This window comes from Micromonospora sp. NBRC 110009, from assembly GCF_030518795.1.
Lineage (GTDB): Bacteria > Actinomycetota > Actinomycetes > Mycobacteriales > Micromonosporaceae > Micromonospora.
Map to the genome: position 1 here is coordinate 173,035 of NZ_CP130427.1, position 11,924 is coordinate 184,958.

The 11,924-nt window shown below is 73.6% G+C and carries 10 protein-coding genes; 3 read left to right on the forward strand and 7 right to left on the reverse strand.

Annotated features, from left to right (window positions below; genetic code table 11):
- Positions 1 to 2 precede the first annotated feature (2 nt).
- Together Q2K19_RS00825 and Q2K19_RS00830 are read right to left on the reverse strand one after the other, a co-directional pair.
- A complete protein-coding gene (locus Q2K19_RS00825; protein WP_302766740.1) occupies positions 3 to 659 on the reverse strand; it encodes a response regulator transcription factor in 657 nt (218 codons plus the stop codon).
- A gap of 78 nt (positions 660 to 737) precedes the next feature.
- Positions 738 to 1,049 (reverse strand): hypothetical protein, encoded by a 312-nt coding sequence (locus tag Q2K19_RS00830; protein WP_302766742.1) that lies wholly within the window; start codon positions 1,047 to 1,049, stop codon positions 738 to 740.
- A 91-nt stretch (positions 1,050 to 1,140) separates the two neighbouring features.
- Between Q2K19_RS00830 and Q2K19_RS00835 the strand changes: the two genes are divergently transcribed.
- Together Q2K19_RS00835 and Q2K19_RS00840 are read left to right on the forward strand one after the other, a co-directional pair.
- Complete coding sequence (locus tag Q2K19_RS00835; RefSeq protein ID WP_302766743.1) at positions 1,141 to 1,479, forward strand: DUF952 domain-containing protein; 339 nt, start codon at positions 1,141 to 1,143, stop codon at positions 1,477 to 1,479.
- A 203-nt stretch (positions 1,480 to 1,682) separates the two neighbouring features.
- A complete protein-coding gene (locus tag Q2K19_RS00840; protein ID WP_302766745.1) occupies positions 1,683 to 2,225 on the forward strand; it encodes an acyltransferase in 543 nt (180 codons plus the stop codon).
- A gap of 55 nt (positions 2,226 to 2,280) precedes the next feature.
- Here the strand turns inward: Q2K19_RS00840 and Q2K19_RS00845 are convergent, their stop codons facing one another.
- From Q2K19_RS00845 to Q2K19_RS00865, 5 genes are all read right to left on the reverse strand, one after another.
- Positions 2,281 to 4,029, reverse strand: a complete 1,749-nt coding sequence (locus tag Q2K19_RS00845; RefSeq protein ID WP_302766746.1) for a CDP-glycerol glycerophosphotransferase family protein — start codon at positions 4,027 to 4,029, stop codon at positions 2,281 to 2,283.
- Positions 4,030 to 4,224: 195 nt separating this feature from the next.
- Positions 4,225 to 5,508: a nucleotide sugar dehydrogenase gene (locus Q2K19_RS00850; protein ID WP_302766748.1), complete on the reverse strand. Its 1,284-nt coding sequence runs from the start codon at positions 5,506 to 5,508 to the stop codon at positions 4,225 to 4,227.
- A 4-nt stretch (positions 5,509 to 5,512) separates the two neighbouring features.
- Positions 5,513 to 7,081, reverse strand: a complete 1,569-nt coding sequence (locus tag Q2K19_RS00855) for a glycosyltransferase family 2 protein (RefSeq protein WP_302766750.1) — start codon at positions 7,079 to 7,081, stop codon at positions 5,513 to 5,515.
- The gene (locus Q2K19_RS00860) at positions 7,078 to 8,646 is read right to left on the reverse strand and encodes a glycosyltransferase family 4 protein (protein ID WP_302772908.1); all 1,569 of its coding nucleotides are present in this window, start codon (positions 8,644 to 8,646) and stop codon (positions 7,078 to 7,080) included. The genes Q2K19_RS00855 and Q2K19_RS00860 overlap by 4 nt, the downstream gene beginning before the upstream one ends.
- Positions 8,647 to 9,020: 374 nt before the next feature.
- A complete protein-coding gene (locus tag Q2K19_RS00865; RefSeq protein WP_302772910.1) occupies positions 9,021 to 10,574 on the reverse strand; it encodes a glycosyltransferase family 4 protein in 1,554 nt (517 codons plus the stop codon).
- A gap of 184 nt (positions 10,575 to 10,758) precedes the next feature.
- On the opposite strand from Q2K19_RS00865, the gene Q2K19_RS00870 reads away from it, so the two are divergent.
- A complete protein-coding gene (locus Q2K19_RS00870; RefSeq protein WP_302766753.1) occupies positions 10,759 to 11,919 on the forward strand; it encodes an acyltransferase in 1,161 nt (386 codons plus the stop codon).
- Positions 11,920 to 11,924 lie beyond the last annotated feature (5 nt).

The window sequence follows — 11,924 nt, forward strand, 5'->3', positions numbered from 1 at the left end:
CCTCACGCGCCGCGGAGCCGGTAGCCGACCCCGCGTACGGTCTCCACCAGCGTCGGGTCACCGAGCTTGCCGCGCAGCGAACCGACGTGCACCTCCACCGTGTGCCGGTCGGCCCACGTGGTGCCCCAGACGTCGAGCAGGATCCGCTCCCGGGGGACCGCCACGCCGGGCTGCCGGGCCAGGGAGAGCAGGATGTCGAACTCCTTGCGGGTGAGCGTGACGGCCTGGCCGGCGACGGTGACGGTCCGGCCGCCGACGTCGATGCGGACCGGGCCCGTCTCGATCAGGTTGCGCTCCGGCATGGTGTGGGCGGCCCGGCGCAGCACCGCCTCGATCCGGGCCTGCAGCTCCACCATGGAGAACGGCTTGACCACGTAGTCGTCGGCGCCGAGCCGGAGGCCGAGCACCCGGTCGCGTTCCTCGCCCCGGGCGGTCACCGCGATGATGCCGAGCTGGCTGCTGCGCCGGCGCAGCTCCCGGCAGAGGTCGGTGCCGTCCCCGTCGGGCAGGGTCAGGTCGAGTAGCACCAGGTCGCAGGGGGCGGCGGAGAGGGCGGCCTCGACGGTGGCCGCGTGCTCCACCTGGTAGCCACGCCGGGTCAGCGCGGAGGAGAGGGCGGCCGCCACCCGACGGTCGTCCTCGACCAGGAGGATCCGCACCCGTGCCTCCATCCGCTCGACGTACTGCCCTGCGAATGGTGGCAGACGTGGCGGCGGTACGGGAGGGGCGGTGTCCGGTCAGAGCCCGAAGACGTCCTCGGCGGTGGCGTCCCGGACGCCGTCGGTGAAGCCCCGGAAGCCGGGGTCGGCGTGGCTGAGCGGCACGCTGGTGAGGTTCTCCCCGGTGGCCTGGGTGACGGCGTCGACCAGCGGCCGGTAGTCGGTCTCGGCGTCGTCGAAGACGTCGTCGTCCGCCTCCGCCAGGTTGATCACGTGCTGGACGTCGTCCGAGGGGGTGTCCGGGTCGTCCGCCCACTCCGCGCCGGCCTGGTAGCACTCGTCGTAGATCGCCCGCTCGCCGTCGGTCCACTCCTCGTCGTAGCTCTTCATGCCCCTCCCTCCGCGGCCCTTCCCACCCGAGCATGCCGGTCGCGGCGGCGCGGGCGCGGGCGTACGCGGGAACACGCCCTAGGCTGCGGGGGTGATCTACAAGATTCTCGCCACCAGCGAGTGGGAGCAGGCGCGGGCGGCCGGGCACTTCGCCGGCAGCGAGTTCGACCACCAGTCCGGGTTCATCCACCTCTCCGGGGCGGACCAGGTCGTGGAGACCGCCCGGCGGGTCTTCGCCGGGGCGACCGGCCTCACCCTGCTGGCCGTGGACCCGGACCGGCTGGGGGACGCGCTGCGCTGGGAGGAGTCCCGGGGCGGCGCGCTGTTCCCGCACCTCTACGCGCCGCTGCCGGTCGAGGCAGTGGTGGCGGCGCACGCGCTGCCGGTGGACCGGCCGGCCGCCGACGCGGTGGCCGAACTGCTGCCCTGACGACTCGCTCCCGCGGCCCAACCACCGGGCACCCGACGAACGATCGTGGACATCGCACTATGCTGCGTCGAGCCCGTACCGGCACCGGGAGCCCCCGGGGGCGGCCGGGTGGTCCTGGCCCGGGCGGGTCCGCGCGCTGCGCCGGCGCGGTTCACCCGGCACCGACGGCGCGACGGCGCGCCCTGCCACGATGCGAGTAGACAATGACTGACACCAACGACCGGTCCGCCTCCGTGTTCGTCCACCCGACGGCCGACGTGGAGGAGGGCGCCCAGGTCGGCGACGGCACCAAGGTCTGGCACCTGGCCCACATCCGGTCGAGCGCGCACGTCGGCGCCGGCTGCATCATCGGCCGCAACGTGTACGTCGACGCGAACGTCACGGTCGGCGACCGGGTGAAGATCCAGAACAACGTCTCGGTCTACCAGGGCGTGACCATCGAGGACGAGGTCTTCGTGGGCCCCTGCGCGGTGTTCACCAACGACTTCCGCCCGCGCGCCCAGAACCCGGACTGGACGATCACCCCGACGATGGTCCGCCGGGGCGCCTCGATCGGCGCCAACGCCACCCTGGTCTGCGGGATCGAGGTCGGCGAGTACGCGATGATCGCCGCCGGCGCGGTGGTGACCAAGGACGTCAAGCCGTACCAGCTGGTGGCCGGCAACCCGGCCCGGCCGAAGGGCTGGGTCGACGAGAAGGGCGAGGTCGTCTCCCGCGACATCGACAACCCGCCGCACCGGGGCTGAACGCGCGACGGGGGCGGCGACCAGGCGGTCGTCGCCCCCGTTTCCCGCGTACGGGTCAGCCGCAGAGGCGGCCGACCTCGTCGCGGAACCGGTCCATCGGGTTCGACCCGGCCGGCCCGAGCAGATACTCCTTCAGCTCCCGCCGCGCCTCGGTCATCGGGTCGTCCCCGGCCCGGGTGACGGTCAGGACCTTCGCCAGCTCGCCGCAGTCGGCGGAGAGCAGGTAGGCCGCCCGCGCGGTGGGGAACCGGCGGCGGAACTCGTCCTCGGGCAGGCCGGCCGGGTTCGCCACCACGTACGGCCGCTCGCTCTGCACGAAGTCGGAGACCACGCTGGAGACGTCGCTGACCAGCAGGTCGGTGGCGTTGAAGCAGTCGAACAGCGACGGCGTGCGGCCGGTGACCACCAGGTGAGCGGTGCCGTCCAGCGAGTCGGCGTCGGTCTGCCCGCCGGCGGCCCGGATCCGGGCGACGATTCGCTCGTGGACCGCCCGGGCCTTCCTCGACCGGGTGCCGGTGAGCGGGTGCGGCTTGTAGATCACCCGGAGGCCGCCGGCGGCCAGCAGCCCGGCGACGATCTGCTCCCCCATCAGCACGAGCGAGGTGTGGTAGGGGTCGTCGTCCAGCCAGCCCTCCCAGGTGGGGGCGTAGAGCACGGTGAACACGTGGTCGGCGGCCCCGGAGCCGAAGGTGTGCACCCCGGCGAGCTGCGGACGGCCGATCTCGACGATGTTCCGGTCGAGCACGCCCACGCCGGCCCGGGCGTAGCGCTCCCGGCCCGCCGGACCGGCCACCCAGACCTCGTCGTACACCTTGCTGTAGGGGTTGACGCTGGCCTGCTTGTCGCTGTCGCCGTGGCCGACGAAGACGTGCTTCACGCCCGGCTCGCGCAGCAGGTGGATGTTCGCGCCGACGTTCGCCGCGTACAGGGCGACCTTGACGGAGCTGAAGTCGAGGTTCATGAAGTCGACCCCGGCCGGTACGCAGACCACCGGCAGCCGGGTGTCGGCGAGTTCGCGGAACGCGTCCTCGGCGCGGAGCAGCACGACCGCGCGGCGGCCGGCCGCCTCGACCGGGGCGAGCCACATGTTGGCCTGGTAGACGTCCTTGGCCGGGCCGGCGAAGTAGAGCGCCACCTCGGGCTGTTCCCGGGCCATCCAGGCGTGCACCGCGGGCAGCACGCCCGAGGTGCGGCCCCGCCCGCGTACCCAGGTCAGCGCCAGCGCCGCCGCGACGACCAGCCCCGCGACCAGGGTGACCGCGCCGGTCACCACCACGGGAGTGACCCGGTCGATCAGCGCGGCCACCACGGCCGCCGGCACGAGGAGCACGTTCAGCAGCGGCATCCGCAGGCCGGCGAGGCGCTGGGCCCAGGCCGGCGGGACCGGTACCGCGCGCTGCGCGCCGAGGTCGATGTTGCGGGTGAACGCCGGGGTGGCGGCGCGCCCGTTGACGATCCTGGTGAGGGCCGTCGTGCCCACCGCGACGGTCCAGAGCGCGGCCGGCAGCAGCAGGACGGCGACGGTGGCGCCCACCCCGGGGCGGACCGCGCTGACGGTCAGCAGGACCACGGACAGGTCGCGGAGGAGCCGCCGCCAGACCAGCCCGAGGCCGGCCTTGCGGAGCAGCTCGCCGGTGTCCGTGAACCGGGTGGCGAGGGACAGCTCACCGGCGATGACCACCGCCGCGGCGACCGCGTACGGGATCACCCAGCCGAGGACGCCGGAGAGGATCATGACCCCGTAGCCGAGCAGGGTCACGCCGACGGTGGCGACGCCCTGTTGGCTCCGTACTCTGCTGAACAACGACACGCTCCCTGTCTGCTCACCCGCGCCGATGAGGTCGATACCGGGCAGGTGCGACCTTAAACGGCGCAAGTAACACAAGTATTGCCGGGGTGTCCGATGGGTGAACAGCCAAAGACGGTGTTCCCCGCAGGCCGCGCAACGCAGCGGGCCCCGGCCGACGAGCGGCCGGGGCCCCGGAGCGCAGCGGGCGGGTCAGCCGCCGATGACCACCCGGCGGACGCCGGTCCAGCGGGCCGGGTCGGTGACCCGGCGGCCGTCGACCAGCACCGTCACGCCGGGCAGGTCGGCCGGGGTGAGGGTGCGGTACTCGGCGTGGTCGGCCTGGATGACGGCGGCGCCGACCGGCTCGCCGTCGTAGCCGGGCAGGCCGTGCGCGGCCAGCTCCTCGTTGGTGTACATCGGGTCGGAGACGTACGGCGTGGCGCCCCGCTTGCGCAGCGCCTCGACGGTCGGGAACACGCCGGAGAAGGCGCTCTCCTTGACCCCGCCCCGGTAGGAGGCGCCGAGCACCAGCACGCCCACGCCGGTCAGGTCGCCGTACGCGGCGGCGAGCAGGTCGACGGCGTAGTCCGGCATGGCGGCGTTGGCCTCGCGGGCGGAGCGCACCACGGTGGCGGCCGGGTCGTTCCACAGGTACATCCGCGGGTAGATCGGGATGCAGTGGCCGCCGACGGCGATGCCCGGGGAGTGGATGTGGCTGTACGGCTGGGTGTTGCAGGCCTCGATGACCTTGGTGACGTCGACGCCGACGGTGTCGGCGAACCGGGCGAACTGGTTCGCCAGGCCGATGTTGACGTCGCGGTAGGTGGTCTCGGCGAGCTTGGCCAGCTCGGACGCCTCGGCCGAGCCGAGGTCCCAGACGCCGTTGGGCCGGTTCAGGTCGGCCCGCTCGTCGAAGTCGAGCACCGCCTCGTAGAAGCGGACGCCGTGCTCGGCCGACGCCTCGTCGACGCCGCCGACCAGCTTCGGGTAGCGGCGCAGGTCGGCGAAGACCCGGCCGGTGAGCACCCGCTCCGGGCTGAAGACCAGGTGGAAGTCCTTGCCGGCGGTGAGGCCGGAACCCTCCTCCAGCATCGGCGCCCAGCGGCTGCGGGTGGTGCCGACCGGCAGGGTGGTCTCGTAGCTGACCAGGGTGCCCGGCTTGAGGCCACGGGCGATGGCCCGGGTGGCGTCGTCCATCCAGCCGAAGTCCGGCACGCCGTCGGCGTCCACGAAGAGCGGCACGACCACGACGACCGCCTCGGACTCGGCGACCGCGGCGGCGGTGTCGGTGGTGGCCGAGAGCAGCCCGGCGGCCACCGCCTCCTTCAGCTTGACGTCCAGGTCGGCCTCGCCCGGGAACGGCACGGCCCCGTCGTTGACCAGCTGGACGACCCGCTCGGAGACGTCGGCACCGATCACCCGGTGCCCCTTCGAGGCGAACTGCACGGCGAGCGGCAGGCCGATCTTTCCGAGCGCGACGACGCAGATGTTCATGAAACTACTTTCCTCCAGAGGGCCAGATTCGGCGCAGGCGGGCAAGGAACCGACGGGGGGTGACCGGCGTGATCGCGACGATCACCTGGCCCTTGTGGTTGGTGGTGGGCGTGACGAGGTGCAACCGGACACCACGCCGGGCCAGCAGGCGGGGTGCGGAGACACGGCGATCCGTGCGCAGCGGCACCGAGCCGGTGCCGCCCAGCGCGGTCACCTCCGCCCGTACCACCCGACGTTCCCCGTTCCCCGCGACGACCGCGAGCATCTGGTCCACCGCGAAGTCCGTCCTTACGACGGTACCGGGGCCACCGGCAGTGACCGTCGTCACACCCGTCAGCTCCCCGACGCTCACCCGGAGCGCCTCGGCGGTCAGCTCGGCCAGCTCCGCCCAGCGGCTCTGGGCGGTGACCACCAGCGCCCTGGCCCCGGCGGCGTCCCGCCCCCAGGCCAGCCCGGTCGCGGTGAGCTTCGCCATGGTCCGGGCGGCCTGGTCGGTGACGTCGTACCACTCGTCCGGGTAGCCCAGCGCGGGGTCGCGGAAGCCGACGTGGTGGGCGTACCAGCGGTCGCCCTCGATGGTGACCTCGGGCGGCGTCTTGTCGGCCTGCTGGCCGATCAGCTCGCGCAGCCGGTCCAGGCCGGCATCCCGGGCCAGCACCAGCCGCAGCCGCACGTCGGGCGCGAGCCGGGCCACGATGCCGTCGGTCAGGTACGCCTCGGCGAGCTTGCGGATCCGGTCGTGGACCTGCTGCTGGACGTCCGGGGCGAGGTCGAGGAACTCGTGCCGCAGCAGCTTGGCCACCTCCCAGCTGAAGTGGCGCAGCAGGACGGCGTCCCGCCGGGGACCGGGCTCGATCAGCCCGGCGACGAAGCCGACCAGCTCCTCGGCGCAGCGCAGCCGCTCCTCGAAGCGGCTGGCGTAGGTGATGTTCTGCGCGTTCTCCCGCTTGACCGCGTAGTAGTACTCGTAGTCGGCCAGCACGGAGATCTTCGCGGCCCGGACGCAGGCCTCCAGCGTGAACGGCTGGTCGCTGCCCATCGGCATGTCGGTGCGGAACCGCAGCCCGTGCCGCTCGACCAGGTCCCGCCGGAACAGCTTGGTGTTCGACAGCGACCAGGGCAGCTCGCTGTCGAAGAGGTCGACCCGCTCCTCGGTGCTGGCGTAGACGGCCTGGTGCACGTAGCGCTTGTTGGTGCCGACCATCCGGCCCAGCACCACGTCGGAGCCCCACCGGTCGGCGGCGTCGACCAGCCGCTCCAGCGCCTCCGGCCCCAGGTGGTCGTCCGAGCCGATGAAGAAGACGTACCGGCCGCGGGCCTCGTCGAGGGCCCGGTTGCTGGGCGCCGCCGGGCCACCCGAGTTGGCCTGGTGCAGCACCCGGACGGTGCCCGGGTAGCGCTTGGCGTAGCGGTCCAGCTCGGCCCCGCTGCGGTCGGTGGAGCCGTCGTCGACGGCCACCACCTCCAGCCGGTCCAGCCCGATGGTCTGCCCGACCAGCGAGTCCAGGCAGCTGGTCAGGTACGGCATGGTGTTGTAGACGGCGACGATCACCGTCACGTCGGGCTGGCTCACGCGCCCACCCCCACCGAGGTCGGCGCGGCGCCCGGGGCCGGATCGGCGTCGGGGGCCGGGCGGGGCGGGGCGTCCGGCAGCAGCCGCGCGTAGACGCCGTCCAGCACCTCCGCCTGCGCCTCCCAGGTCCAGCCCGCGAGCAGCCCCGGCCGGTCGTACGCGGCCCGGTAGCGGGCCGGATCGGCGAGCACCTCGCAGACCGCCCGGACGAAGTCGGTGACGTCCTCGGCGGTGAACACCTCGCCCTGCCCGGTCTCCCGGACCGTCTCGGACATCGTCCGGACGTCCGACACCACCAACGGCAGCCGCGCGTGCGAATACTCGAAGAACTTGGTGATCAACGCGATCTCGTGATTCGGCCAGTGATGGATCGGGATCACCCCGACCTGCGCCCCGGACAGGAACGGCACCACCTGGTGGTGCGGCACGTACGGCAGCACATGCACCCGCCCGGCCACGCCCAGCTCCTCCGCCTTGCGGGTCAGGCTCTTGACGTACGCCGAGTCGGTCTTGTTGACCACAAACGCCGCGTGCGCCTCGGGCAGCTGCGGCAGCGCCTCGACCATGACGTCCAGCCCGCGTCGGGCGGCGGCCACGCCGCTGTAGACCAGCAGCGGCACCTCCGGCCCGATCCCGCACAGCTCGCGGATGTCCGGCGCGGGTTCGTCGCCGGGCGCCGGCAGCTCGTCCAGCGCCGGGGCGTTGAGCACCACGGCCGGCCGCTCGGCCAGCTTGTGCTCGGTCCGCAGCAGGTCGGCCAGGCCGCCGGAGACGGTCATCGCCGCGTCCGCGTAGGGCACGAACTCCCGCTCGTGGGCGGTGTTGCCCGGCAGCCAGCGGGCGTTGTCCCGCCACGGCTGGACGCCGGGGAGGTACTCGTGGGCGTCCCAGACCACGGCGATCCGGCGGCCCTTGGCCGCGGCCCGCACCTTGGCCCGGGCGGCCACGCCGAGCATCCGGAAGTCGTTGGCGTGGATCAGGTCCGGCTGGAGCTCGTCCAGCGTCGCACCGTAGGCCAGCTCGTAGTCCCACAGCCCGGGCTCCAGCCGCCGCCACGCGCCGTCACCCTGAACCTGCTGCCAGAACAGCGTGTAGGCCCGGTCCCACGGGCCGGCCAGCTTGCGGTTGCGGCGGGCCCGGCTCAGCTCCCGGTTGCGCAGCGAGACCCAGCGGCGGACCAGACCGGAGAGCTTCTCCTCGAACCGCAGCGTCGGCCAGGCCAGCGCCGAGGGGCGGGCGCCCTCCCGGCCGGCCGCGGTCAGCGCCGCGCGCCGGAACCGCAGGTCCGCGCGCCAGGCCTTGACCGCTTGAGTGCGGTGCGCGCCGATCCCGGTCGGCGGGTACGCCAGCGGCGCGCGCAGCCAGGCGCGGCGGAACTCGTGCCGGCGCTTGGCCAGCGGCTCGGGCATCGGCAGCAGGCGCACCTCGGCGTCGCCGAGCCGCCAGCTGCGCCCGCCGCCGGCCGGGGCCTTGCCGAGGAGGATGACCTCCCAGCCGGCCGCGGCGGCGGAGCGGGCGGCCTTCTGCACCCGGGAGTCCCCGTTGACGCCGTTGTCGACCAGCATGACGACCCGACCCCGGGCACCCGGGATCCCGGCGCCGCCGTTGAGCTCCATCGTCTGTTTCTCCGCCTCTCCCCCACCGTGTCCGGCCGGGGAACCGGTCCGAAAATCCCGAGCGATTGTACGAGAACACGCGTCGCCGGCCCGCCCCTCACGACGGGCCTGCGGGCCGGAATCGCCGCCGCGCGCCCCGGAGCGTACCCCTCCGTCGTGCCTCTCGGCGTGACGCGTCGACGAGCGGGTCGCCAGAGCACCCTGCCACTCCGGCAACGGTCACGGAAGTATTCGGAGATGTCCGAAAAGTTAACATCTGGTGGCCCCGTCGACCAGTGGTCTTCCGCACCCGGCGCTCCGGCGGCACCGGGTGCGGCCGGCGGTCAGGCGGGGACCTGCGCCACGGCGTCGCCCCCGGGACGGGGCGCCGGGCGGGGCGGGGCGTCCGGCAGCAGCCGCGCGTAGACGCCGTCCAGCACCTCCGCCTGCGCCTCCCAGGTCCAGCCCGCGAGCAGCCCCGGCCGGTCGTACACCGACCGGTAGCGGGCCGGATCGGCCAGCACGGCCCGCACCGCCCGCACGTAGTCGGCCACGTCCTCGGCGGTGAACACCTCGCCCTGCCCGGTCTCCCGGACCGTCTCGGACATCGTCCGGACGTCCGACACCACCAACGGCAGCCGCGCGTGCGAATACTCGAAGAACTTGGTGATCAACGCGATCTCGTGATTCGGCCAGTGATGGATCGGGATCACCCCGACCTGCGCCCCGGACAGGAACGGCACCACCTGGTGGTGCGGCACGTACGGCAGCACATGCACCCGCCCGGCCACGCCCAGCTCCTCCGCGCGGGCCTGGAGATCCTTGATGTAGGGGGCCGCCGGCCGGGGCACCACGAACGCCACCTGCGCGTCGGTCAGCTCGGCGAGGCCGTCCACCATGATCCCGAGGCCGCGCTGCTCGGCGGCCGCGCCGCTGTAGACCAGCAGCGGCACCTCCGGCCCGATCCCGCACAGCTCGCGGATGTCCGGCACCGTGCCCTCGCCGACGCCCGCGGCGTCGCCGCTGCTCGGGGTGTTCAGCACGACGGTCGGCTGCTCGGGCAGGTGGTGCCGCTCACGGAGCAGGTCGGCCAGCCCGTCGGAGACGGTCAGCACGGCGTCGGCATACGGCGCGTACTCGCGCTCGTGGGCGGTGTTCGCCGGCAGCCAGCGCGGGCTGTCGTGCCACTGGCGGACACCGGGCAGGAACTCGTGCGCGTCCCAGACCAGGGCGATCCGGCGGCCGCCGGCCGCGGCGCGCAGCTTGGCCCGGGCGCCGACGCCGAGCATCCGGAAGTCGTTGGCGTGGATCAGGTCCGGCTTCAGCTTGTCGATCACCGGCCCGTACGCCAGCTCGAAATCCCACAGCCCCGGGTCCAGCCGCCGCCAGGACCGGTCCCCCGCCGCCTTCTGCCAGAACAGCGTGTAGAGCCGGTCGACCGGGCCGGAGAGCTGCTTGCGGGCCTCCTGGGCCCGGGTCAGCTGGCGCCGCCGCAGCCCCACCCACCTGCGGGAGGCCTTGGCGGCCAGCAGCTCGCCCCGGAGGACCTGCCGGCTCAGCGTGCCCCGCGCCCCGCCCGGCCGGCCCAGGGCCAGGGCGCCCAGCCGGGCCTCCACGTCGGCCCGCCAGGCGCGCACCTCCTGCTCCCGACGGGCGGCGACGCCGGTCGGCGGGTACGCCAACGGCCCGCGCAGCCAGGGGCGGCGGAACTCGTGCGGCGCGCGGCCCAGCGCGGTCGGCATCGGCAGCAGCCGCACCTCGGCCCCGCCGAGCTGCCAGGTCTGCGTCTTGTTGTTGGGCGAGCGGCCCAGCAGCACCACGTCCCAGCCCGCCTCGGCGGCCGAGATCGCGGTCTTCTGCACCCGGGAGTCGCCGTTGACCGCGTTGTCCACCAGCATCACGATCCGGCCCCGGGTGCCGGGGTTCCGGGCGGAGGCAACCGTCATGTCCACTCCTGTCTGAGTGCGGGCGACTCGGGCCCCGGCGAGTGTACGGCAGCCGTCCGTCCGTTCCGGGGCGCACTCGGGCGGCCGGGGGAACGCCAGGCGGCGGGCGGGCGGCCGGCCCCTCTAGCATGGCCCGGTGACCCCCTCACAGCCTGTCAACGTTGCCCCGACGCCGGCGACCGGACCCGGGCCGGCGACCACCACCCCCGGCCGCCCCGACGAGCGGCCCGCCGCCGCCGCGGCGCCCCCGGCCCGCGAGTACGGCCTGGACGCGCTGCGCGTGGTCGCCATCTGCGGCGTCGTCGCCATCCACATCTTCGGCGTGATCGTCGGCCAGGACGACCTGCGCGGCCATCGCGGCTGGTGGATCGCCACCGCGATCGACATCGGCGCGATCTGGACCGTCCCGGCGTTCATCATGATCAGCGGGGCGTTCGTCCTCGACCCGCGGGCGCACCGCGCCGGACCGGCCGCCTTCTACCGCAAGCGGTTCGCCCGGATCCTGCCCGCGATGATCGTCTGGCACGTCGTCTACGTGGTCGTGGTGCGGATGGCCATGCGCGGTGAGGACGTCACCGCCAGCGGGCTGGCCCGGCTGCTCATCGACGGCAAGGTCTTCACCGCGCTGTACTTCCTCTGGCTGATCGCCGGCCTCTACGTGGTCGCCCCGGTGCTGGCCCCCTTCCTGCACGCGGGCGGCCGGAACCGGTCGCTGATCACCGCCGGGGTGGCGCTGGGCTGGACCATGGTGGCGTACATGATCCCGGGCTGGGCGCTGCTCCTTGGCGACTCCCGGCCGAACATCCTGACCAGCTGGAACCGCTGGTGGCCGTACGTCGGGTTCTTCATCGCGGGCTGGGCGCTGCGCAAGGTGGTGCTCAACCGGCTCTGGACGACGGTGGCCCTGCTCGGCGCCGGGCTGCTGCTGGTCGAGGCGATCTGGCAGTTCGGGGTGGCGCCCCGGCACCGGCTGTTCCAGGCCACCTTCCCGGTGATGGCCACCGGCACGCTGGTCGCCGCGGCCACCCTGCTGATCTTCGTGGCCGCGGTGAGCATCGGCGCCCGCACCACGTGGCGGCCCGCGATCGCCCGGACCGTCGTCCGCCTCTCCGACGCCTCGTTCGGGGTGTTCCTGATCCACCTGCTGGTCTTCGAGGTGTTCCGCCAGCTGATCCCGGACGTGGCGGCGGGCCGGTCGCTGACGGTGATCGGTCTGGTCTACCCGGCGGTGGTGGTGATCTCGTTCGCCGTGTCGATGGTGGCGGCCCGCATCCCCTACGTCCGCGCCGTCTTCTGACCCCG